Origin of the sequence: Stenotrophomonas sp. pho, assembly GCF_006228405.1 — a bacterium.
Lineage (GTDB): Bacteria > Pseudomonadota > Gammaproteobacteria > Xanthomonadales > Xanthomonadaceae > Stenotrophomonas > Stenotrophomonas sepilia.
The window spans coordinates 930541-954689 of the sequence record NZ_CP029759.1 but is presented as its reverse complement, the minus strand read 5'-3'; the positions used below and the strand labels follow the sequence as shown (position 1 = coordinate 954689).

Genomic DNA, 24149 nt, shown 5'->3' with positions numbered 1-24149 from the left:
CCCGGTGCCATCCACGAAGGGCGTGGATCTACCGCAGGCATCCCCTGCTCAGAACCCGACGCGCAGGTTGATCTGCCCACCCACATCGCGGCGGCCATCGCCATGCTGGCCCTGTACGAACATCGACAGCTGGCTGTTGCGGCCGAGGCCGACCGCCACGCCCACCTGGCTGACCAGGGCATTGCGTGCCATCACCGCACTGTAGACATCGAAGGCATCGCCACCGACCGCAAAGCGGTTGCGGCTGGCCACATCGGTATCCCCCGACGCATGCTGCCAACCCAGGCCGACCGTCAGCTGCGCCGGGAAGCGCTCGCCGCTGCCCACGTCCCAGCGCCCACGCACGCCCACGGTGCTGACATTGAGCGTGTCCTTGCCGCCTTCCAGCACCAGTGCCGCGCTGCCGCCCTGCTCCACCGCACGATCGCTGTCGACCCAGTGCTTGGTGAACTGCACATAGGGCTGCAGCTGGGTCCTGCCATGGGTCCATGTCCAGCTGCCTTCCACCTGGGCGATGGTCACATCGGAATCCTGGCGGCTGTACAGGGTCTGGCCCAACAACGGCACTTCACGCGTGGCGCGCGTGCGGTAGTCACCGCGCGACACGCTGCCACCAACCGCAAAGCCGTTGTTCCACTGTCCCTGTGCATACAGGCCGAACGTGTTGCCACGCAGGCGGGCCCGCGAGCTGCGATCATACAGCCGCGTATCCAGCCGTTCGTTGCCGGCCGCTGCACCCAGCACCACATGCTCGCCCAGCTGCCAGTCGACACCGGCCATCAGCGCATTGCGATTGGCGCGGATCTCATCGCCATTGCCGTCGCCATCCTGCCTGAACACCTTGCCACTGCCGGCCAGCCAGGCCGAAGCGCGCTCGCCACGCACGGTCGGCAACTCGCTGCCGAGTCGCTGGCGGATGCCTTCTTCCAGGTAGTTGTCGTACAGCAGCACCGCGCGGCTGGCCGCGTGCACTTCACCGGAGAGCTGTTCGAATGCGCTGCGCGCAGTGCCGGCGTCATACATCAGCACCGTGTTGTACAGGCCCAGGGCCGCGCCACTCTGCGGCAGGCTGTCCAGCGCCGCGGCGGTGTTGTACTGGTTGCGCGTGTTGGCCACGGTGGTGAACGCTGCGGTCTGTGCCACGTCGATCTGCAGGTTGGCCGTGTTGGCGGTGTAGACCGGGGTGATGGTCAGGAAGGCCGACGGCGAGGTTGCCGAGGCGAACTGCCCACTCACGCCACCGCCCGCATTGACCACCGTGTACTGCTGGCCCTGCTGGTAGCTGGTGCTCGGCGAAATGGTATTCACCCGCACGGTGCTGCCGCCCACATTCGCGCTGCCGCCCACCTGCACCGTGTCGCTGCCGGTGGCGCCCAGGTCGATGCCCAGCGTGCTGCCCGGTGACAGGTTCAGATTGCCGCCCACCGTGATCGTGCCGGTGCCATTGCCTGCACCACTGCCATTGCCCGCGCCATTGCCCGGCGACAGCACGCCGCCGCTGGACACCGTCACGCCACCGCCGGTACCCCCGATGGTGCCGGTGCCGGACAGGGTCGTACCACTGCCGATGGTCCACTGGCCGCCGATCGTGCCGGTGACATTCAAACCGCCGCCGGTGACCTGGCCGGTGCCGCTGAAGCCACCACTGTTGCCGCCCAGATTCAGCGTGCCCGGGCCGGCCTGCACGATGCTGCCGCCGCCGGTGATGTTGCCGCCAAGCGTGGTGGTGCCACCGGTGTTGATGACCAGGCCGCCGTTGTTGGTGATGTTGCCGGTGATCGAGCCACTGGCCCCACCATTGCCGACCTGCACGGTGCCGCCGGCATTGATGGTGGTGCCGCCGGTATAGGTGTTGTTGCCGGTCAGGGTCACGGTGCCGGTACCGGCCTGGGTCAGGCCGCCACTGCCGCTGATGGTGCCGCCCACCGTGGTGTTGCCGCCGACGTTGAACACCAGGCTGCCGTTGTTGCTGACATTACCGGTGATCGCACCACTGGCGCCCCCATTGCCGACCTGCAGCGTGCCGCCGGTGTTGATGGCGGTGCCGCCGGTATAGGTGTTGTTGCCGGCCAGGATCACGGTACCGGTGCCGGCCTGGGTCAGGCCACCGCTACCGCTGATGGCGCCGCCGACGGTGGTGGTGCCGCCCACGTTGAACACCAGGCTGCCGTTGTTGACGACGCTGCCGCCGATGGCGCCGGTCGCACCGCCATTGCCTACCTGCAGCGTGCCACCGGTGTTGATGGTGGTCGGGCCGGTATAGGTGTTGTTGCCGGTCAGGGTCAGCGTGCCGCTGCCGGCCTGGGTGAGGCCGCCACTGCCGCTGATGGTGCCGCCCAGCGTGGTATTGCCCGCCACGCTGGACACCAGCGTGCCGTCGTTGGTGACATCACCGACGATTGAGCCCGTTGCCCCGCCATTGCCCAGCTGCAGCGTACTGCCGGCGTTGATGGTCGTGCCGCCGGTATAGGTGTTGGTCCCGGTCAGCAGCAGCGTACCGCTGCCCGCCTGGGTCAGGCCGCCGCTGCCACTGAGGGTGCCGCCCAGCGCGGTGTTGCCGGCCACGTTGGAAATCAACGCGCCATTGTTGGTGATGTCGCCAGCGATGGCGCCGGTCGCGCCGCCGTTGCCCACCTGCAGCGTGCCGCCGGTATTGATGGTGGTCCCGCCGGTGTAGGTATTGTTGCCCACCAGGGTCAGCACACCGCTACCGGCCTGGGTCAGGCCACCACTGCCGCTGATCGCACCGCCGACCGTGGTGTTGCCCGCAACGTCGAACACCAGGCTGCCGTTGTTGGCAACGTTGCCGGTGATCGCGCCGGTCGCACCGCCATTGCCCACCTGCAACGTGCCACCGGCATTGATGGTGGTGCCGCCGGTATAGGTGTTGTTGCCGGTCAGGGTCAGCGTGCCGCTGCCGGCCTGGGTCAGGCCGCCACTGCCGCTGATGGTGCCACCGAGCGTGGTGTTGCCGGCCACGTTGGATACCAGCGCGCCGTTGTTGGTGATATCGCCGACGATCGCGCCGGCCGCACCGCCGTTGCCGATCTGCAATGTGCCACCGGCATTGATGGTGGTACCGCCGGTGTAGGTGTTGTTGCCGGTCAGCACCAGCGTGCCGCTGCCGGCCTGGGTCAGGCTGCCACTGCCGCCGACTACACCGCCCACGGTTGCCGTGGTGCCGAGGTTGTAGACCAGGCTGCCGTTGTTGGTGATGTCGCCCAGCACCGAACCGGTGCTGCCGCCGTTGCCGATCTGCAGCGTACTGCCACCGTTGATGGTGGTGCCTCCGGTATAGGTGTTGTCGCCGCTCAGGGTCAGCGTGCCGGTACCGCTCTGCACCAGGCCGCCGGTGCCACTGAGCACGCCGGCGAACGTGGTGCTGGCGTTGTTGCCGCCGGTAGTCAGGATTGCACCGCCCAGCACCACGCTGGAACCGGTCACGCCAGCGAGGCCTCCGATGCTCTGGCTGCCACCGGCACTGATATCCAGCGTACCGGCACCGGCCAGGTTGACCGTGCTGGCACCGGACAGGCTGCCACCGGCCGCCACCGCCAGCGTGCCACTGTTGATGGTGGTGGCACCGGTATAGGTACTCGCACCGCCGAGGGTGACCGTCGCCGCGCCATCCTTCAGCAGGCCGCCAGCGCCGCTGATCGGGCCGTTCAAGGTCAGTGCGTTGCTGCCGCCCAGAGTCAGCGTGCCGCTGGCCAGCTGCACGGTGTTGGCCAGCGTCAGCACGCTGGTGCCATCCAGGCTGGCGTTGCCGCCTACGGTCAGCGCACCGGTTCCCAGCGAACCGTCGTTGCCCAGTAGCAGGCCACCGGCATTGAGGGTCACGCCGCCCGTGAAGACGTTGACGCCAGTCAAGCCCTGGATGCCTGCGCCGTTCTTTACCAGCCCCCCTGCACCTCCGATGGTGCCGGCGAAAGTGGTATTGCCCACGCCATTGAGGGTCAGCGTGCTGCCACCCAACGCCACTGAAGAGCCTGCCACGCCTGCCAGCGAACCGATCGCCTGCGCGCCCCCCGCACTGATGTCGAAGGTGGTACCGGCGTTGGCCAGGTTCACCGCACCCGTCGCAGCGAGGCTGCCACCGGCGCCGATCGCCAGCGTGCCGGCATTGATGGTGGTGCCACCGGTGAAGGTGTTGGTGCCGGTCAACGTCTGGGTACCGGAGCCTTCCTTGATCAGCCCACCGGAGCCGGCCACCGAGCCACTGAACGTGCCATTGGTGGCGTCTCCGATCGTCAGCGTGTTGGCGCCCAGATTCACCGTGCCGTTGCCGATCAGGGTGCCGAACTGCTGCGTGCCGCTGCCTGCCGACAGATCGAAGGTCGCCCCCGAGGCCAGGTTGACGATGCCACTGGCGTGCAGGCTCGCGCCCGCACCCAGTGCCAGCGTACCAGCGTTGATGTTGGTGCCGCCGGTGTAGGTGTTGGTGCCGTTCAAGGTCAGCGTCGCGGCACCCTCCTTGGTCAGGCTGCCGGTACCACTCAGGTTGCCGTTGAGGGTGAGGTTGTTGCTGCCCAGGACGGTCAACGCGTTGTTGAGGATGAAGTTGTTGCCGAGGATGACCGCAGTGTTCGAATCGAGCGTCGCAGCGCCTCCGACCGTCACCGTACCGGTGCCCAGCGCAGCATTGTTGCCGACCACCAGGCCACCGGCGTTGAGCGCCACGCCACCGCTGAAGGTGTTGGCACCATTGAGCGTCTGCACGCCCGCACCGTTCTTGATCAGGCCGCCACTGCCGCCGATCACACCGCTGAAGGTGCTGTCCACGGTGCCGCCCAGGGTCAGCGTGCTGCCACCCAGCGCCACCGTGCTGCCCGCCACGCCGGCCAGCGAACCGATGGCCTGGTTACCCGCGGAGATGTCGAGCGTGCCCGCACCGGCCAGGTTCACCGCGCCGGTTGCGGCGAGGCTGCCACCGGCACCGATTGCCAGTGTGCCGCTGTTGATGGTGGTCCCCCGGTGTAGGTGTTGGCACCGCTCAGGGTTACGGTGGACGCACCGTCCTTGATCAGCCCGCCCGTGCCGGAAATCACGCCCCCAGTGTCAGCGCCTGGCTGCCGAGCAGATCGAGGCTGGCACCCGCTGCCAGCCCGATGTTGTTGGCAAGGCTGACGCCGGTCGTTGCATCCAGCGTCGCGTTGCTTCCGACCGTCAACGCACCGCTGCCGAGCGCAGCGTTGTTGCCGACCACCAGGCCACCGCCGTTCAGTGCAACGCCACCACTGAACAGATTGGCGCCACCCAGCGTGAGGATGCCGGCGCCATTCTTGACCAGGCCACCGGTGCCGGAAATCGCGCCATCGAAGAGGCTGTTGCCCACGCCACCGAGTGTCAGCGTCTGTGCCCCCAGGCTCACCGTCGAGCCGGCCACGCCGTTCAACGACCCGATGGTCTGGCCGGCCCCTGCGGTGGAGATATCGAAGCCGGTGCCTGCAGCGCTCAGCGTCACCGCGCCGGTCGCGGCCAGGCTGCCGCCCGGACCAATCGCCAGCGTGCCGGCATTGATGAAGGTGCCGCCGGTGTAGGTGTTGGCACCGGTGAGCGTCTCGATGCCCGCACCGACCTTGGTCAGGGCACCCGTGCCTGCGATCGAGCCACTGAAGGTGCCATTGGTGGCGCCACCGACCTCGATCGAATTGGCGCCGAGGTTCACCGTACCATTGCCGACCAGGGTGCCGAACTGCTGCGTGCCGCTGCCGGCAGACAGGTCCAGCGTGGCACCGGTGGCGAGGTTCACGGTACCGCTCGCCGCCAGGCTGGCACCGGCGCCCAGCGCCAGCGTGCCGGCGTTGATGTTGGTGCCACCGGTATAGGTGTTGGCGCCGTTCAAGGTCAGCGTCGCGCTGCCATTCTTGGTGAGGCTGCCGGCCCCGGACAGGACGCCGTTGAGCGTCAGTGCATTGGTCCCGAGCACGGTCAGCCCGGCGTTGAGCGCGATGTTGTTGGCCAACGTTGCCAGGCCGGTGGTATCCAGCGTGGCGGCACCACCAACAGTCAATGCGCCGGTGCCCAACGCTGCATCATTGCCAAGCACCAGTCCGCCCGCGTTGAGCGTTACGCCGCCGCCAAACGTGTTGGCACCGGACAGCGTCTGTACGCCCGGGCCTGCCTTGATCAGACCGCCGCCGCCACTGATCACGCCATCGAACGCGGCGTTGCCGGCCGTACCGAAGGTGAGCGAATTGCCGCCCAGCGCCAGGGTGCTGCCACCCGCACCGTTGAGCGCGCCGATGGTCTGGCTGCTGCCGGCACCGGAAATATCAAAGCCAGCGCCTGCACCCAACGTGACATCACCCGCTGCAGCAAGGCTGCCGCCCGCGCCCAGCGCCAGCGTGCCGGCATTGATGGTGGTACCGCCGCTGTAGGTGTTGGCACCGGACAGCGTCAGCGTGGTGGCACCATTCTTGACCAGGCTGCCATTGCCGCCGACCACGCCCGACAGCGTCAGCGCATTGCTGCCCGGCAACGTCAGTACGACGCCCGAGCCCAGCGTGACCGCATTGCCGAGTGTCACTGCCGCGCCCGTGTCCAGCGTGGTGCTGGCATTCACCGCCAGCGCGCCGGTACCGAGCGCATCATTCGCACCGACCACCAGGCCACCGCCGTTCAAGGTCAGGCCGCCACTGAAGGTATTGGTGTTGTTGAGGGTCAGCAGGCCCGCACCGTTCTTGATCAGGCTGCCATTGCCGGCCACCACACCACCGAGGGTGAGATCGTTGCTGCCACCCAGCGTCAGCTGCGTACCGGCACCGAAGTTCACTGCGTTGGCCAGGTTCAGCGCCACGGTGCTGTCCAGCGTGGTCGTGCCACCAATGCCCAGTGCACCGGTACCGAGTGCGCTGGCGTTGCCGAGAATCAGGCCACCGTCGTTGAGTGCAAGGCCACCACTGAAAGTATTGGCACCGGACAGCGTCTGTACGCCCGCGCCTGTCTTGATCAGACCGCCGGTACCATCGATCACGCCGGCAAAGCTGCCACTGCTGGCGCCGCCAAAGGTCAACGACTGCGCGCCCAGCACCAGCTGGCTGCCTGCCACGCCGTTCAGCGCGCCGATGGTCTGCGCCGCACCGGCTGCGGAGATGTCCAGCGTCGCACCGGCACCCGCAAGATCCACCGCGCCGGCCGCGGCAAGACTGCCGCCCGCCCCCAGCGCCAGCGTGCCGGCGTTGATGGTGGTGCGACCGGTGTAGAGGTTGGCGCCGGACAGGGTGAGGCGGGCCGCGCCGTCCTTGATCAGCCCACCGGCACCGAATACCGGACCGGTGAGCGTCAGGTCATTGCCGCCCAGCACGGACAGATTCGCACCGGCGGCCAGGCCGATGAGGTTGCCTACGGTGAGTGCAGACGTTGCATCCAGCGAAGCGTTACCGCCCACGTCCAGCTGGCCGGTACCCAGGGCCTGCGCATTGCCCAGCTGCAGCAGGCCCGCGTTGAGGCCGCCCCCCCGCTGAAGGTGTTGGGTCCATTCAACGCCAGCGTGGCCGTACCATTCTTGACCAGGCTGCCAGTGCCACTGATGAGACCGCCCAGTGACACGTCCTGGCTGCCCAGCAGATCCAGCGCCGCGCCTGCCCCGAGGTAGACGTTGTTGGCGAGGTTCAGCGCTGCTGAACTGTCCAGCGTGGCAGTGGCGCCCACCGACAGTGCACCGGTGCCCAGTGCGCCGGCGTTCCCCAGGAACACGCCGCCGCCGTTGACGGTGAGCCCACCACCGAAGCTGTTGGCGCCGTTGAGGGTCAACGTGCTGGCACCGTTCTTCACCAGCCTGCCGGTACCGGACACCACGCCACCCAGCGTGATCGCCTGCGAGCCCGGCAACGACAGCGCCGCACCCGCGCCCAGGTCAACATTGTTGGTCAGGCTCAACGGGGCGCTGCCATCGAGCGTGACGTTGCCGCCGATGCCCAGTACTCCAGTACCGAGCGCGCCGTTGTTGCCCAGCAGCAGGCTGCCGGCGTTTGCGTTCAGTCCACCGCTGAAAGTGTTGGTGCCGTTCAAGGTCAGTGTCGACGCGCCATTCTTGACCAGGCTGCCGGTGCCAGTGATGTTGCCGCCCAGGGTCAGGTCCTGGCTGCCCGGCAGGGTCAGGGCCGCGCCGAGGTTGATCGCATTGCCCAGGTTCAGCGCCGCAGTGGCGTCCAGCGAGCCGTTGCCACTGACCGTCAGCGCACCGCTTCCCAGCGCACCGGCGTTGCCCAGCACCAGGCCACCGGCCGCAAGATTCACCCCACCGCTGAAGGTATTGGCACCGGTCAGCGTCTGCGCGCCGGTACCCTGCTTGATCAGCCCACCGGTGCCGCCGATCACGCCGGCGAAGGTCTGGTTGGTGGCATCACCGAAGGTGAGCGTGCTGCTGCCCAGCGCCAGGGTGCTGCCCGCCACACCGGACAATGCACCGATGGTCTGGTTGCCACCCAGCGCGATATCCAGTGCGCTGCCAGCGCCGGCCAGGCTGACCGCGCCGGTCGCCGCCAAGCGCCCACCACTGGCCAATGCCACCGTTCCGGCATTTACCGCCAACCCACCGGTGAACGTGTTCGCGCCGCCCAACGTCAGCGTGGCAGCGCCGTTCTTGACCAGGCTGCCGCTGCCGCCAATGACACCCCCCAGCGTCAACGCGTTCGAGCCCAGCACATTGAGCGAACCACCGGCGCCCAGTGTGATGCCATTGCCCACGGTGAGTCCGGTGCTGGCGTCGAGCGATACCGCGCCGCCGACGTTCAATGCGCCGGTTCCCAGTGCACCGCCGTTGCCCAGCACCAGGCTGCCGGCGTTGAGCGCCAGACCGCCGCCGAATGTATTGGCGCCGTTGAGGGTCAGTGACGACGCACCATCCTTGATCAGGCCACCCGCGCCGCTGATCACCCCGTTGAAGGTGAGCGCCTGCCCGCCAAGCAGATTCAGGCTGGCACCCGATCCGAGGCTGACAGCATTGGTCAGCGCCAGCGCCGTGGTGCCGTCGAAGGTGGTGTTGCCGCCGACAGAGAGTGTACCGCTGCCCAGCGCGGCGGCATTGCCCAGCAACAAGCCACCGGCGTTGAGCGCAACACCGCCCGTGAGGCTGTTGACGCCCGACAGGGTCTGCACACCGGTGCCGAGCTTGATCAGGCCGCCGGTGCCTGCGGCGAACGTGCCGCTGTAGCTGGTATTGCCCAGCCCGCCCAGGGTCAGGGTGTGGCTGCCGAGGTTGACCGAACCGCCGAGGCCGGCCAGCGAGCCGATGGTCTGGTTGGCCGCCGCCGAAAGATCCAGGCTGGTGCCAATGTCCAGCGAGATCGCGCCGGTGGGCGACAGGCTGCCGCCCGCGCCCAGCGCCAACGCGCCCCCGGCCAGGTTGAAGCTGCCGCTCAGCGAATTGGCACCGTTCAAGGTCAGCGTGCCGGCACCGTTCTTGGTCACGTTGCCGGCACCGGATATCGAGCCACTCAATGTCAGCGCATTGCTGCCCAGCAGGTTCAGCGAGCCCCCGCCATTGATCACCAGGTTGTTGCCCAGGTTGAAGCCCGCCGTCGTATCCAGCGAGGCGCTGCCACCGACGGTCAGGTTGCCGCTGCCGAGTGCACCGGCATTGCCCAGCAGCAGGCCGCCGGCGTTGAGGTTGACGCCACCGGAGAACAGGTTTGCGCCGCCGAGAGTAACAATGCCGGTGTTGTTGACCGTCAGCCCACCAGCGCCAGAAAGCACGCCATTCAAGCCGAACGCATTGGTCCCGGCCAGGGATAGATTGCCGCCGAGGCTGAACGCATTGGCCAGGTTCAGACCGGCCGTGGAGGAGGCGATGGCACCGCCGTTGGCCGTGAACAGCCCTGTGCCGAATGAACCGGCATTGTTGAAATTGACCAGGCCATCATTGAGCGTCGTCGGGCCGGATCCGCCCCATGCGCCCTGCAGGTTCCAGGTACCGCTGTTGACGGTGAGCTTCTGGAAGTTGAGGTACTGGTTCCAGCCCAGTGTGGTCACCGCTCCGCCGGTGCCGGACCCCGGACCGCTGACGACGTTCTGCAACACCAGCGTGTTGTTGGCCGCACCACTGCCGGTACCGGCGTCGACCGATCCCGCAGCCGCAACCCTCACCCCGGTAACACCGGTAATCACCCCGGCAACAGCGCTGCCGCCACCGGTCACAACGCTGGAACCCGACACTGCGGTGAAGGTATTGCCGCCGGTCGAATCACCCAGGTGAACGCTGCCACTGACCGCCCCCGCATTGAGGAACGTATTACCGCCAGAAGCGCCCAGGCCGACACGCCCGTCGATGGTGCCGGTGTTGGTCACATTGGCTGCCGCACCACCGTAGGCCACCACCGTGGTCGCGTCGGAAACGCTGCCTGTGCCGATCAACGACGTGCTGATCAGGCCGGCGTTGTTGATGGTGGTGGTGCCGTTGACATTCTGCGCCACCAGCGCCTGTCCACCGAAGCCCAGCAGCGTTGCGATGTTGACGACACCCTTGATCTGTCCGCTGGCGTTGTTGTTGACGACGATCGCGCTGTTGTTGGCAGAACCATTGCCGATGACCAGGCCGGGCGAGGCAAGGACGATCGAGCTCGGATCGATCGTGCCATTGTTGTTGACCGTCACGTTGTCGCCGGTCAGCGTTGCTGCGTTGCCTCCACCTACGAACGGCGGCGTACGCAGCAACGCACCCGCGGCAATGTTCAGCGTGAGGCCGCTGGTCGCGTTGGAGTAGTTGTTGATGTTGGTGGTGCTGTCGCAGTTTACGGTCGTGGTGCCCGTACACGCCGCGAATGCCGATCCGCTGGCCAGTGTGGCGGCCAGTGCCGCCGCCAGCTGGTGCGCCCGCAATCGCGGCACCCGCCCTGCGCCGACCGCGCTTCCGCCGGGATTCCGGGTGACCTCCGAAGCAACCTGCATTACCCCAAGGGCGCGATTGAAAACCAGACGGTAAATGCGGTTCATCGGCAAATCTCCATGAAAAGACCGGATGGCACAGCTGGCAGGTTTTTCGAGACAATGCGGTCCACCCCTGCTCCCGATACGGGAACAAGGCCTGAAGGCATTAACTCCTGAAAATCTTCACATCTTCACGTGATCGCACCCCGGGACAGGTACGTCAGCGTGTCCACCAGGACGAAAACTCCCCGATTTCGCCCGACGAATGGCGGCACTGTGCGACCGGCCGTGCCAGCGGCATGTGAATCGCGCGCGTTATTTTCATGACGCACGTCAAATAAAAGAGGCAGCCAGAATGGTTTTGCCGAAAATGCATATCGCTGCATGTGGCGGAGAATCCATTCCCCGCCATGAGTAAATAAATTCAGCTGCTGGAGAGTTTCATCAGCACCAGGCCGGAAACAATCAGCACCGCTGCACCGATCCGCATCGGGCTGACCTGCTCCCCCAGGAACACGATGCCGACCACGAACGCGCCGACCGCGCCGATGCCGGTCCAGATCGTATAGGCGGTGCCCAGCGGCAGGCTGCGCATGGCCACCGCCAACAGCCAGAAGCTGGCGATCATGCCGATGATGGTGACCACGGTGGGGGTGAGACGGGTGAAGCCTTCGGACTGCTTCATGGACACGGCCCAGACGATTTCCAGCAGGCCGGCAAACAATAGATAGATCCAGGCCATGACGGCCCTCCTCTTGGTAGGGCCAGGCCGTCCTGGTCTTTGATTCCCGATGTGGGGGAGGTCGTTCCTCCTGGCCGGCATTCTAGCAACGGGAGCCACGCCCGGCCGCCGTGGCCGGGAACGGGTTACAGCCGATTCAGTGCGTGAAGCTGGCATCGACGCACCCGCCTGCGCTAGAATGAGCGCCTGTCATCGGCTAGCCGATGTGCGGTCCGGCTGTGGTCTCCGGCGCATCGCGCGCTGCTTCCCCTGATCCGTGAACTGGCCGCCCTCGGGGCGGCCAACGTCTCTATGGTGGCCCCGTCGGCCCCTCGCGACGCTAGGTCGAAAACCCCGCCAGGGCCGGAAGGCAGCAACGGTATCGATCGACGCGGGCGCCGAGGTCAGCCGGCGGGGCCATCGCCTTTTCTGGCGACACCCGGCCCTGGCAGCTGCCAACCCTGGTTGGCGCCCCTCGCCGGGCATGGCCCATCGCTACTGCAGCGCTCGCTCCAGCGCCTCCAGTTCGGCAGCCCGCGCCGTATCAGCGGGCTGGCCGGTCCTGCTCACGGCGGATCCTGCACCAGTACGTGCGGCGCGGTCGGGTCGGCCAGCGGCACGCACTGCCCCGGCTGCGCCACGCGGTGCCCGCGCACGGCCAGCGCTTGGCCATCGGCCACGCTGGCGTAGTGGTAGAGCATCATCCGCGCCTGCAGTTCGATGCTGTACTCACGCTCCAGGTCGTCCACGCCCGTGTGTGACGGGTTGCCATGCAGGCCGCAGTCGTGGGCGATCAGCTCGTTGTCGTTGGCGTAGCGCGCCAGCATCTCCGGAATCGGCCGGGTATCGCCGCTCCAGGTCAGCGCGCCCTGCAGGCGCAGGCCATAGGCCGTCTCCGGCCAGTGATGGCGCACCGGAAACACCTCCAGGCGCATCCCCTCATGCCAGAACGCCTCGCCCACCACGATCAGGTGGAAGGCATCCCAGAAGTTCGCACCGCCCTCGGCCAACACGTTCGGATAGTCAGCAATGCGCTTGTGCAGCAGCGGCACCACCGTGGCAGGCACGTACAGGCGCACCTTGCCGCGCCGGTGCGCATTGAAGAAAGTGTCCACGAACAGGCGCTCGAAGCCGGCCACATGGTCCAGGTGCACATGGGTGACGAACAGCGCCTGCGGCATGTGCCCGTAGTGCGCCTTGAACGCGGTGAGGCCTTCACCGCCGCAATCGATGGTCAGCCACGGGCGACCACCGCGCTCGATCACCGACATCGGCGATCCCAGCTCGACCGCCGACGCATTGCCGACGCCGAGGAAACGCAACGACCAGTCCATCAGGTGCCCCGGTTCCACGCCATGTCATAGGCACGGCGCAGCCGTGCGTAGTCCTTCTGCACATCTTCCACGCTGCGCTCGCCGCGCAGCTTGACCAGCGAACGCAGCAACCGCTTGAGGTTGCGTTCGCGCCAGCCGGTGGCCGGGATGCGGATCACCCCACGGTCGAAATCGATCAGCCAGCCATGGCCACTGCCATCGAACAGGATGTTGTGCGCGTTGAGGTCGGCATGGTCCAGGCCGGCACGGTGGAAACGGGCGATCAGCCGCCCGGTCTCTTCCCAGGGCGCGCCCCGGCCCGCAACCAGTGCGCGGTCGGCCAGCGAGCGCACGTCCTCGATCCGTTCCATCAGGATCGCCGCCCGGTAGCGCAGGCCTTCACGCATGTAGAACGCGGCGATCGGCCGTGGCACTGGCAGCTTCTTCTCGCGCAGCGCGCGCATCAGGCGGAATTCGGCGAAGCTGCGGGTCCGGTCCGAGCCGCGCCAGAGGTACTGGTCGTGGCTGATCCGGGCCGCCATGCCGCCGCGCAGGTAGTGGCGCAGCACGCTGGCACCGAACGGCGCATCGACGAACCAGGCGCTGCCGCGGCCGCCCTCGCCCACCGGGCGGGCCTTGCTGCCCCAGTGCTGGGGCGAGAACAGGCCAATATCGGCTTGCCGCAGCCGCTCGCGGTCGAACAGAATGGCCCCGATGCCGCGACCCTCGCGGCATGGCGTCAGCGCTTCATTGGCGTCGAATGCGACCATTTCATTGAGTCTAACAACACATGGCATCAGCGTCCTCCTCCTTGTGCCTCCTGCGCCTGTCCGCACTTGGCGATGTCACCCACGTGGTGCCCCTGGTGCGCACCCTGCAGGCCGCACGCCCGGACACGCCGATCCACTGGATCATCGACAAAGCCGGCCACAAGCTGCTCGACGGGCTGCCCGGCGTCACCTTCCATGCCTACGACAAGAAGAGCGGCATGGCCGGGGTCAAGGAACTGCGCAGGCACCTGCCACCGGGGCGCTTTGAAGCGCTGTTGCAGATGCAGGTCGCGTTCCGCGCCAACCTGCTGTCGGCCTTCATTCCGGCCGAGCGCCGCATCGGATACGACCGCAGCCGCTCCAAGGACCTGCACGGGCTCTTCATCAACGAGCGTATTCCCGATCGCCCCGGCATCCACGTGCTGGATGCCATCGGCAGCTTCTGCGAGCCGCTGGGCCTGCGCCAGACCGAAGTCAGCTGGGATCTGGCCGTGCCGCCGTCCGCCTTCGAGTGGGCCGCCGCGCAGTGGCAGGACGATGGCCGCCCGGTGCTGATGATCTCGCCCTGTTCCAGCCACGTGCGCCGCAACTGGTACGCCGACCGCTACGCCGCGGTGGCCAACCATGCCGTCCAGCGCGGCTGGCGGGTGGTGCTGTGCGGTGGCCGCAGCGAACTGGAGCGCCACATGGCCGATGCGATCCAGGCGCAGCTGCAGACGCCTGCATTGGACCTGGTCGGCAAGGACACGTTGAAGCAGCTGCCTGCCCTGCTGGCCCGCGCCAATCTGGTGATGACCCCGGACTCGGGCCCGATGCACATCGCCAACGCAATGGGCACCAAAGTACTGGGGCTGCATGCGGCCAGCAATCCGGACCGCAGCGGCCCGTACTCGGACCGCCGCTACTGCGTGGACCGCTACGACGACGCAGCGCGCAAGTACCTGGCCAAGCAGGCCACCGATCTGAAGTGGGGCACCAAGATCGAGTTCGACGATGTAATGGAACTGATTACCGTCGAAGACGGTATCGCCGCCTTCGAACGCTACGTCGCCGACCATCTGGGGTGAGCGGCGGACTGCCCGGGATCACGTGCGCTGCGCGTAATCCTGATAGGACTTCTCTTCCACGTACGCCGAACCCAGCGCCAGGTTGATCGCCTTCTTGATGCGCGCGCGCTCGTCGTTGCGCAGGTAGACACTGCGCGCCAGGTCGATGAAGCCCTGGTCGAACGCCTGCGCCTTCTCCTTCAGGCGGATGTCGTCCTCGATGTCCCACAGCTGCTCGTTGACCGCCTTCAGCTCGGCACGCAGCTTGGCGATGTCCTTCACCGCAGCCGGGTGTGCCATCCAGGTCTGCTCCAGCGCCGACAGCTCCCTGCGCACATTGGCCAGCTTGCCCTCGTCGCTGATGCGCTCGGACTTGATCTGCAGGATCGAGATCTTGTCCAGCAGCTCGCCGAAAGAAACGGGGACGAGGATTTCAGCGGTCATCGGGGAAAGCTCCAGCAAGTGATGTGTGCAGTTTAACCCGCGACTGGCGATGGGACAGTTCAGGTAGAGCCACGCCGCGCGTGGATGGTCCAGCCCTGCAGCAAGTGCATCCACCCATGGCGTGGATTTACTGATGCATCTGCTGGAACAAGCCCCTCTGTTGAGGGGCTGCCCCGACAGGGGCGGGGAGAGGCCGGCAAAGGGAGGGGCCCGAACGTTGCACGGCAACGTTTGGGGAGACGCGCAAAGCGCGTCGCGTCCCGCGCCAGATCAGGACATGGTCACTACAGCGCAACTCGCGCTGTCCATCCACGCATGACGTGGATCTACGGATGCATCTGGAGAAACAAGCCCCTCTGTTGAGGGGCTGCCCCGACAGGGGCGGGGAGAGGCCGGCAAAGGGAGGGGCCCGAACGTTGCACGGCAACGTTTGGGGCGACGCGCAAAGCGCGTCGCGTCCCGCGCCAGATCAGGACATGGTCACTACAGCGCAACTCGCGCTGTCCATCCACGCATGACGTGGATCTACGGATGCATCTGGAGAAACAAGCCCCTCTGTTGAGGGGCTGCCCCGACAGGGGCGGGGAGAGGCCGGCAAAGGGAGGGGCCCGAACGTTGCACGGCAACGTTTGGGGCGACGCGCAAAGCGCGTCGCGTCCCGCGCCAGATAAAGAAAAAGGGCCGCCTTTCGGCAGCCCTTTTTCTTTATCTGGCGGAGAGGGGGGATTCGAACCCCCGAGGCGCTATAAACGCCTGCCTGATTTCGAGTCAGGTACATTCAACCACTCTGCCACCTCTCCGGGTGGTCCCCGGCGGACCGGGGACGCGCATCATACGAGGAAGTGAGGCCGGCGACAAGTCATTCCGGTCAACGAAGTGAAAATTTCCTGAGTGCATGCCTTGCCGGATGCCTGCAGCCCCCCGATGATGCCTGTCTCCCCAGCAATACCCCGCCCCGCACCCCATGATCGAATTCGGACACCTCACTCACCCCGGCCTGCGCCGCGAGCTCAACGAAGACACCTACTACGGTGACAGCGAGCTGGCCCTGTGGCTGGTGGCCGATGGCATGGGTGGCCACGCCTGCGGCGAGGTGGCCAGCGCGCTGGCGCGCGAAACCATCGTGCGCGAGATCCGCCGTGGCGCGCCGCTGGCCCAGGCCATCCGCACCGCTGACGAAGAGATCATCCGCGCCTCGCGCCGGCGCAACGACACCCTGCCGATGGGCACCACCGTGGTCGCCGCACGCGTGCAGGGCACTCGCTATGAAGTGGCATGGGTCGGTGACAGCCGCGCCTATCTGTGGCGTGACGGCCAGCTGGCCCAGCTCAGCCAGGACCACAGCGTGGTGCAGGAACTGGTCGCGCAGGGCAACCTGACGGCCGAACAGGCGCGTGCGCATCCACATCGCAACGTGGTCACCCAGGCGCTGGGCGTGACCGACCCGGCGCATCTGAACGTGGCCACCACCAGCGGTGAGCTGCGCCCGGGCATGCAGCTGCTGCTGTGCAGTGACGGCCTGACCGAGGAAGTGGACGACCGCAGCATCGCCCGCACCCTCGCCTTCGACGATGCCAGCGCGCAGGAATGCGTGGACACGCTGGTCGCGGCCGCGCTCGACGGCGGTGGCCGCGACAACATCAGCGTGATCCTGGTGCGCTGCCATTAAGCGGCAGATCCACGCCATGCGTGGATACGGCACTGCCGGCCAGCGTCCGGCAGTACCCCATGCCAGGCATTACGCGCTGGCGGGCTCTTCCACCTTCGGGCCATCCCACAAGGCGTAGCCGGCCTTCTTGCGCAGTCGTTCCAGACGCGCGCTGTGCGCTTCCAGTTCAGACGGGGTGGCCACCACGCGTGGGCGCGGCAGCAGTTTGCTGGTATCGAAGGCCTGCAGCGCGGCACCGGCGCCACCACCGTCATCGTCGCCCATGCCGAAGCCGATCTCTTCCTGGCCCGAGGTCAGCGCGATATAGACGTCGCCCAGGATCTGCGCGTCGAGCAGGCCGCCATGCAGCGCACGGTGCGAATTGTCCACGCCCAGGCGCTTGCACAGCGCATCCAGCGAATTACGCTGGCCCGGGAAGCGCTCGCGCGCCATCACCAGGGTATCGATCACCGTGCAGCGATCGGTGATCTTTCCATACTGCGGGCCCAGCAACGACAGCTCGTTGTCGAGGAAGCCCAGGTCGAACGCCGCGTTGTGGATGATCAGCTCCGCGCCATCGATGAAAGCCAGGAACTCATCGGCGATCTGCGCGAAGTCCGGCTTGTCAGCCAGGAACTCCAGGGTCAGGCCGGTGACTTCCTGCGCGCCCTGTTCGAATTCGCAGTCCGGCTTGATGTACTGGTGGTAGTTGTTGCCGGTCGGGCGGCGCTTGAACAGCTCCACGCAGCCGATTTCAACGATGCGGTTGCCCTTCTTCCATTCCAGGCCGGTGGTTTCGGTATCGAGGATGATCTGGCGCATGGACTCAGTTTACCGGGCTGGCGTCACGGATCTGGATGGCCGCGTTGCGCGCCAGGGTATCCACCCGCTCGTTGTCCGGGTCACCGGAGTGGCCCTTCACCCAGCGCCAATCGATCTGGTGCCGCAGCGTCGCCGCATGCAGGCGCTCCCACAGCTCGCGGTTCTTCACCGGGTCGCCGCCGGCGGTCTTCCAGTTCTTGCGGATCCAGCCGGGCATCCATTGGGTCAGGCCCTGCCGCACGTACTGCGAATCGGTATAGAGCACGATGTTGCACGGCTCGGTCAGCGTTTCCAGGCCGGAAATGGCCGCCATCAGCTCCATCCGGTTGTTGGTGGTGTGCGCTTCGCCGCCGCTCAGTTCACGCTCGTGGCCCTTGTAGCGCAGCAGTGCAGCCCAGCCGCCGGGGCCAGGATTGCCAAGGCAGGAGCCGTCGGTGTGGATTTCAATGGTTTTCAATACAACTCCAGATCAGGTAGCAACGGTGCCGTGCCAACGCACCGGCAACGGTTTCGGCCCGGGCAGGGCCAGCGTTCGTTTTTCAGCATGGAACAGGCAGGCCGCGCGAAGTGGCGACCAACCGCCCGGGCGACGGCTGCCGGCGCCGCGCCAGAGCGGGCCGAGGAAACGCATATCGTCGCACTCCAGCCCGTGGCGGCCGAGCAGCAGGCGGATCCGCTGCGGCGTGCGCACCACCAGCCCGTGCTGGCGCCAGTGCGTGCGGTAAGGGCTGAACGGGTTGAGGCTGCTCAGCCACAGATGGCCGCCCGGCATCAGCACGCGCTCGCACTCATCGAGCAACCGATCAGCGTCAGCTGCGGTGACATGCTGCAACACGACCGCATTGACGCTTTCATTGGCCAGCGGCAGCGGCAACGCACAGCGGGTGTCGCCGGCATAGCCGTGCCCCTGCCGGTACAGGCGCAGGCCGCGCCCGCCAAGCTGCGCATCGTCCAGCCATGCGGCACTCGGCGCGATCCACAGCCAGGGCTGCACCGGCAGCAACGACAGCTGCGGCAGCAGCAGTTGCCGCTCCAGAACGCGCAGGGCTTCCGCCGGTTCGCTGTCGAACCACGGGGTCTGGCTCGCTTGACGGGTGCTCTGCAGCGCGGGCATGGTCCAATTCTATGCGACTGACTGCCCTGCCCGCATTTGCGGACAACTACATCTGGACCTTGATCGACGACGACGGTAACGCCGTGGTCGTCGATCCCGGCGATGCCGCGCCGGTGCTTGCGCTCGCCGATCAGGGCCTGCGCGTGGACACGATCCTGCTCACCCATCATCACGATGACCACATCGGTGGCGTGCCGGTGCTGCAGGCACGTTTTCCTGGAGTCCGGGTGATCGCACCCGTCGAGGAGCGCATCCCCACGGCAACCGAACGGGTCGGCGAAGGTGAACGCGTTCAGGCACTGGGTCAGGCGTTCCACGTACTATCCGTGCCCGGGCATACCCGCAGCCACATCGCGTTTCACACTGCTGAACATCTTTTCAGCGGAGATTCGTTGTTCAGCCTGGGCTGTGGACGCCTGTTCGAAGGTACGCCGTCCCAGCTGCTGGCATCGATGCGCAAGCTGGGTACCTTGCCCGCGCAACTGCTGCTTTGTTGCGCTCATGAGTACACCGTGTCAAATGCCGTCTTCGCGCGGCATGTCGACCCCGCCAACGCTGCCTTGCGGCAGCGCCAAGAGGAGGCTTTGGCCATGCGCCGCGATGACCGTTCCACCCTGCCGGTAACCCTGGCCAGCGAATTCGACTGCAATCCGTTCCTGCGTGTGCACACTGCGCCGATCCGCGCGTCGGTGTCGGCGCACCTGGGCCGTGACGTCGTTGACGACGTCGACGTGATGGCCGGTCTCCGGCACTGGAAAGACGGCTTCCGCGCATGATGCGCCGAAGTCTGCCGCTGGCCCTGGGCCTGGTCCTGGGGCTGGCCGGAACCGCCGGCGCCCAGTCGCTGGGCGCTGGCATCGGCCAGAACCTGACCGCCGCCGCGGCCCTGCCGCTGGATCCGGCCGCGTTGCCGGCCGCGTCGGTCCGCAACGGCCAGGAGATCTTCTCCAGCTTCCGCGACGGCCTGGCCGAGCCCACCTGCAATGCCGAGGCCACCAGCCCGCGCTGGCAGAAGCAGTTCGCCCACGCCCCGTCGCGCCTGGCCAACCAGGATGACGATGCACTGGTGCTGTTCGGCTATGTGGTCGAAGAGCTGCGCAAGGCCAACCTGCCTACCGAGTTCGCGCTGATTCCGTTCGTGGAAAGCGGTTACCGGCCCAATGCACGCAATGGCAGCGGCCCGACCGGCCTGTGGCAGTTCATCGCCACCACTGCGCGCAATCACCGCGTGCCCATGGCCAACGGCTACGACGGGCGCCTGTCGGCGGTCGATTCCACCCAGGCCGCAGTGCGCTACCTGAAGACCCTGCACGGCATGTTCGGCGGCGACTGGCGCCTGGCCACCATGGCCTACAACGCCGGCGAGTACCGCGTGCTGCAATCGATGCGCAAGGCCGGCATGAACGCGCAGAACGCCAAGCCCTCGGCGCTGCCCGGCCTGTCGCCGGTCACCCATGCCTACGTCGAGAAGCTGCATGCCCTGGCCTGCGTGCTGGAAGATGTGGAAGACCAGCCAGGTGTCATGGCCTCGCTGGACCGCACCGTGCCCGTACTGAAGGACCACACCTTGCCCGCCGGCACCAGCGTCCAGCAGTGGGCCGCACAGCGTGCCCTGGACCCGGCCAGGATCGTCCGCCTCAACCCCGCCCTGGCGGGCGGTGGGCGCGTCTCGTCCGGCACCACCCGCGTGCTGGCGCCGGTCTCGGCCGCCAGCGCGACCGTGGCGGACACCGCCACCGCACTGGTGGCCAGTAGCGTACCTGTTGCCGCCGCCTCGCCAGCGCCACAGGTCGCCAAGACCGTGGCCGCGATCGCCGATCGTCCGCGCAGTCGTCGCCACACCGTGCGGGATGGTGAATCGGCCTGGACCATCGCCCGCCGCTATGGCATGCCGGTCAAGGCGCTACTGTCGCTGAACGGCCTGAGCGGCAGCAGCGTGCTGAAGCCGGGCGCCGTGCTGCGCGTGGAGGACTGAGTCCGGCGCGGCACCGCCGCGCCCTGCCCGCCCCTTTGTTCTGGAGAGCCGAGCCCACGCTCGGCTTTTTTCATGCCTGCGCCCAGCAGGCGCAGTCGAGCATGGCTCGACGCTACGCATCGGCAGGCACAAAAAAGGCCCGGCATTGCCGGGCCTCTCTCATGGGTGCCGCCGCGAGGCTTACAGGTTCGCTTCGGTGGTCTGGATCATGAACTTCTTGCGCATCGCTTCGATGTAGGCCTTGGCTGCGGCCATGCCGTCGATCTGGCTCAGCTGTTCCTTCAGCTGCTTCTGCTGCTCTGCAGTCACTTCCTTGATGTCGCCCGGATTGACCTTGTTCACCGCGAACAGCAGCGCGTGGCCATTGACGTCGACCTTGCCATAGCTCGGCTTGCCTTCAGCCGGCACCGGCGCACTGAAGATCGCGCGGTTGATTTCCGGGGTCGGCACCGGCTGGCTGCGCGGCAGGCCCGGCATCGGGCTCAGCTGCAGCTTCTCGCTGGCGGCCAGCGACTGCAGGGTGGCGCCCGCCTTCAGCTTGGCCAGGATGGCATCGGCCGCCTTGTCGCTGGCCTGGCGCTGGCGATCAGCACGGATCGCAGCGATCACCTGGTCACGGGCCTTGTCCAGCGGCAGGGCCTGTTCCGGGGTGTGTGCAGCCACACGGATGACCACGCTGTGGTTGGTCGCGCCGCCCAGGGCGATCGGGTCACTGGCGGTACCGTCCTGCACCAGCACGTCGGAGAAGGCGGCACGCAGCACGGCCGGGTCAGCGGCGATGCCGCTGGCGGTCGCGCGGGTGATCGGGCCCAGGGTCTGCAGCGGCAGGTTCACTTCCTTGGCGGCGGCCGCCAGGTCGCTCGGGCTCTTGTTGATGGCATCGACCAGGCGACCGGCCAGTTCGTTGAAGCCGCGCTCGCCGTCGGCCTTCAGCTGCTCGGCAGCCAGCGTGTCACGCACTTCCTCGAACGACTTGCCCTGGCCACCGCGCACAGCGGCCACCTTGATGATGTGGTAACCGAACTCGGTCTTGACCGGGCCGATCACGTCACCGGCCTTGGCCGCAAACAGCGCGTCCTCGAACGGCTTGACCATCGCACCGCGCTCGACCCAACCCAGCTCACCGCCCTGGTCCTTGGAGCCCGGATCTTCCGAATTGGCCTTGGCCAGCGCAGCGAAGTCGGCACCGGCCGCCTTGGCTTCGGCAGCGATCCTGTTCGCCTTGGCTTCGGCGCCGTCACCGGTGATCAGGATGTGCGAGGCCTGGCGCTGCTCCGGCGAGGTGAACTTTGCCTTTTCCTCTTCATAGCGCTTGCGCAGGGTCGCTTCATCGGCCGGGGTCGGTGCCGGCAGGTTCGCACCGTTGATCTCGACGTACTCCAGCGACACGCTCTCGGCCTGGCGGAAATCCTTGCCGTGGCTGTCGTACCACTGCTTGATCTGATCATCGGTGACCGGCGCGGTATCGGCCGGTACGGGCGGCAACGCGGCCAGCTCGACGTCGCGGGTTTCGCCCAGCAGCTTCAACAGGCGCTCGGTCTCGGCCTGGGTGACGAAGCCGGAGCTCTGCAGGCCCGATGGGATCACCGACTGCTGCAGGCTCTCACGCACCAGTTCCTGGAACTGGGTCGGGGTACGCGGCGGATTGCCACCGGCCAATGCCAGCCGGTAGTTGTTCTCGTTGAACTTGCCGTTCGAATCGAGGAACGCCGGCATGGTCGCGATGTATTCGCGCACAGCGCCGTCGCCGATCACCACGCCCGCCTGTTCACCGACCAGGCGCACGACCTGTTCGTCGATCAGCTGATCGAGCACGGCCATCTTGTTCTCGGTGCTCTCGAACGCGCGCGGGTCGAAGTTGTCGCCCTGCTGCTGGCGCTCACGCATGCGCTCCTGCTCGAAACGCGTGCGGAAATCCTGCGAGCTGATCTCATGGTGCTGCCACAGCATGCGCACCGGCCACCACGACGGCGCCGAACGCCACCAGGTGGGCGGCGCGGAAACCTTGGCCACGTTCTGTGCGCCAACGCCACCGAGGTAGCTGTTGTCGATCACGAACAGGAACGGAATCATCAGCAGCCCCAGGATCACGGTGACGATCCAGCCTGAGGTCTTGTCGCGGAGTTTCTGCAGCATGGTGAGGAATCACAAGGCCTGATTGGCGAGCCCGGCAGTGTAACCCGCTTCGCCGCAGGGACCAAAAGCAGCACCGACGCGGCCTGCGCCCACTTGCGCAGGCACGCACCATCAGTGCATCGGCCAACTCCATCCTGGCGCAAAGAAAAAGCCCCCGGCTTGCGCTGAGGGCTTTTAGAGTTGGCGGAGCGGACGGGACTCGAACCCGCGACCTCCGGCGTGACAGGCCAGCATTCTAACCAGCTGAACTACCGCTCCGCGCTTGAACTTTGCAGGTGCCCAGTATATCCGAAGACTCGCTGGAAACCCAGCCCGATGAACACTTTTTTCAAAGTTTTTTCACAGGGACTTAAGAAGTCTGCAATGGCGGAGCGGACGGGACTCGAACCCGCGACCTCCGGCGTGACAGGCCAGCATTCTAACCAGCTGAACTACCGCTCCGTTCTTGCAAAGACTTTTCGCCTTCCTCCCGAACCTCTCGGTGAGAAGACAAGGCCCCCAGCCTTGAACCGGGGGCCTCGATGTACTGGCGGAGCGGACGGGACTCGAACCCGCGACCTCCGGCGTGACAGGCCAGCATTCTAACCAGCTGAACTACCGCTCCGCGTTGTTACTTTTTTGCTTTCAGCCGGCCTGGACCGGGGAGAAAACAAAGCCTCCAGCTTTTGGCCGGAGGCCTCGTTGAATGGCGGAGCGGACGGGACTCGAACCCGCGACCTCCGGCGTGACAGGCCAGCATTCTAACCAGCTGAACTACCGCTCCACACTCAAACTTTTACCGCGGTGCTGTGGTGGGTGCTGAGGGTTTCGAACCCCCGACCCTCTCCGTGTAAAGGAGACGCTCTACCGCTGAGCTAAGCACCCCAGCGAGCCGCTTAGTTTACAGCATCCTTCAGGGCCTTGCCAGCCTTGAACGACGGATTCTTCGAAGCAGCGATCTTGATGGTGTCGCCGGTCTTCGGGTTGCGGCCGGTGCGGGCAGCACGGTCGCGGACCTGGAAGGTACCGAAGCCAACCAGGGTGACCGCATCGCCGTCCTTCAGCGCCTTGGTGATGGCAGCAACGACGGCATCGACAGCGCGGCTGGACTCTGCCTTGGTCAGGTCGGCAGCTTCAGCAACGGCATCGATCAATTCGGTCTTGTTCATTCTCTACAACTCCTTTGGCGGTGGGTTCCGCTTATTCGACAGGGAAGCAACCGCACGCCATCTGCATGCGGCCGCCATGTGGAAACGGTTCGCCGAATTCCAGCGATCACCAGACTGCGACCACTCATTCGCGAGTGCTGCTT

Annotated in this window: 13 protein-coding genes, 6 tRNA genes, 1 other RNA gene and 1 pseudogene; 5 read left to right on the top strand and 16 right to left on the bottom strand. The window is 66.5% G+C overall.

All coding sequences use genetic code 11. The features are described 5' to 3' along the window. Window positions 1–48 precede the first annotated feature (48 nt). Both DL544_RS04395 and DL544_RS04390 read right to left on the bottom strand, forming a co-directional pair. Window positions 49–10935 (bottom strand): annotated as a pseudogene (locus DL544_RS04395) (autotransporter-associated beta strand repeat-containing protein). 358 nt (window positions 10936–11293) lie between these two features. Next, window positions 11294–11611, bottom strand: coding sequence for a DMT family transporter (locus DL544_RS04390; RefSeq protein WP_005415486.1), 318 nt, complete (start codon window positions 11609–11611; stop codon window positions 11294–11296). Window positions 11612–11911: 300 nt separating this feature from the next. On the opposite strand from DL544_RS04390, the gene ffs reads away from it, so the two are divergent. Further along, window positions 11912–12008, top strand: an RNA gene (gene ffs / locus DL544_RS04385) — signal recognition particle sRNA small type. A gap of 148 nt (window positions 12009–12156) precedes the next feature. On the opposite strand, the gene DL544_RS04380 is transcribed toward ffs, so the two are convergent. Beyond that, window positions 12157–12924: an MBL fold metallo-hydrolase gene (locus DL544_RS04380; protein ID WP_005415485.1), complete on the bottom strand. Its 768-nt coding sequence runs from the start codon at window positions 12922–12924 to the stop codon at window positions 12157–12159. Next, on the bottom strand, window positions 12924–13673 hold the full coding sequence (locus DL544_RS04375) for a 3-deoxy-D-manno-octulosonic acid kinase (protein WP_005415484.1): 750 nt from the start codon (window positions 13671–13673) through the stop codon (window positions 12924–12926). The genes DL544_RS04380 and DL544_RS04375 overlap by 1 nt, the downstream gene beginning before the upstream one ends. Window positions 13674–13693: 20 nt before the next feature. On the opposite strand from DL544_RS04375, the gene DL544_RS04370 reads away from it, so the two are divergent. Next, window positions 13694–14740 (top strand): glycosyltransferase family 9 protein, encoded by a 1047-nt coding sequence (locus DL544_RS04370; RefSeq protein WP_005415483.1) that lies wholly within the window; start codon window positions 13694–13696, stop codon window positions 14738–14740. Between the two features lie 18 nt (window positions 14741–14758). On the opposite strand, the gene DL544_RS04365 is transcribed toward DL544_RS04370, so the two are convergent. Both DL544_RS04365 and DL544_RS04360 read right to left on the bottom strand, forming a co-directional pair. After that, window positions 14759–15163 carry a DUF6165 family protein gene (locus DL544_RS04365; protein ID WP_005415482.1) on the bottom strand — a complete coding sequence of 135 codons (405 nt, stop codon included), beginning with the start codon at window positions 15161–15163 and terminating at the stop codon, window positions 14759–14761. A 710-nt stretch (window positions 15164–15873) separates the two neighbouring features. Then, window positions 15874–15963: transfer RNA gene (locus DL544_RS04360), tRNA-Ser, on the bottom strand. A 164-nt stretch (window positions 15964–16127) separates the two neighbouring features. Between DL544_RS04360 and DL544_RS04355 the strand changes: the two genes are divergently transcribed. Then, window positions 16128–16832, top strand: coding sequence for a PP2C family protein-serine/threonine phosphatase (locus DL544_RS04355; RefSeq protein WP_065185798.1), 705 nt, complete (start codon window positions 16128–16130; stop codon window positions 16830–16832). Between the two features lie 69 nt (window positions 16833–16901). Here the strand turns inward: DL544_RS04355 and dnaQ are convergent, their stop codons facing one another. The 3 genes from dnaQ to DL544_RS04340 are packed head-to-tail and all read right to left on the bottom strand — an operon-like array spanning window position 16902 to window position 18747. Continuing rightward, entirely contained in the window at window positions 16902–17633 is a 732-nt protein-coding gene (gene dnaQ / locus DL544_RS04350; protein ID WP_005415480.1) for a DNA polymerase III subunit epsilon, read from the bottom strand. Window positions 17634–17637: 4 nt separating this feature from the next. Continuing rightward, window positions 17638–18090: a ribonuclease HI gene (gene rnhA / locus DL544_RS04345; protein ID WP_005408275.1), complete on the bottom strand. Its 453-nt coding sequence runs from the start codon at window positions 18088–18090 to the stop codon at window positions 17638–17640. A gap of 12 nt (window positions 18091–18102) precedes the next feature. After that, entirely contained in the window at window positions 18103–18747 is a 645-nt protein-coding gene (locus DL544_RS04340; RefSeq protein WP_065185797.1) for a methyltransferase domain-containing protein, read from the bottom strand. Between the two features lie 11 nt (window positions 18748–18758). Here DL544_RS04340 and gloB point away from each other — a divergent pair, with 11 nt between their 5' ends. Together gloB and DL544_RS04330 are read left to right on the top strand one after the other, a co-directional pair. Further along, a complete protein-coding gene (gene gloB, locus DL544_RS04335; RefSeq protein ID WP_065177986.1) occupies window positions 18759–19523 on the top strand; it encodes a hydroxyacylglutathione hydrolase in 765 nt (254 codons plus the stop codon). Beyond that, window positions 19520–20722 carry a lytic transglycosylase domain-containing protein gene (locus DL544_RS04330; RefSeq protein WP_065185795.1) on the top strand — a complete coding sequence of 401 codons (1203 nt, stop codon included), beginning with the start codon at window positions 19520–19522 and terminating at the stop codon, window positions 20720–20722. Before gloB ends, DL544_RS04330 begins: the two co-directional genes overlap by 4 nt. Before the next feature lie 180 nt (window positions 20723–20902). Here DL544_RS04330 and DL544_RS04325 read toward each other — a convergent pair whose 3' ends face one another. From DL544_RS04325 to DL544_RS04295, 7 genes are all read right to left on the bottom strand, one after another. After that, window positions 20903–22858 (bottom strand): peptidyl-prolyl cis-trans isomerase, encoded by a 1956-nt coding sequence (locus DL544_RS04325; protein WP_065177988.1) that lies wholly within the window; start codon window positions 22856–22858, stop codon window positions 20903–20905. A 181-nt stretch (window positions 22859–23039) separates the two neighbouring features. Next, window positions 23040–23116 (bottom strand) — tRNA-Asp (locus DL544_RS04320). Between the two features lie 106 nt (window positions 23117–23222). Further along, window positions 23223–23299 (bottom strand) — tRNA-Asp (locus DL544_RS04315). 86 nt (window positions 23300–23385) lie between these two features. Continuing rightward, window positions 23386–23462, bottom strand: a tRNA-Asp gene (locus DL544_RS04310). 82 nt (window positions 23463–23544) lie between these two features. After that, a tRNA-Asp gene (locus DL544_RS04305) sits at window positions 23545–23621 on the bottom strand. A 26-nt stretch (window positions 23622–23647) separates the two neighbouring features. After that, a tRNA-Val gene (locus DL544_RS04300) sits at window positions 23648–23722 on the bottom strand. A gap of 11 nt (window positions 23723–23733) precedes the next feature. Next, on the bottom strand, window positions 23734–24006 hold the full coding sequence (locus tag DL544_RS04295) for an HU family DNA-binding protein (protein ID WP_005408270.1): 273 nt from the start codon (window positions 24004–24006) through the stop codon (window positions 23734–23736). Window positions 24007–24149 lie beyond the last annotated feature (143 nt).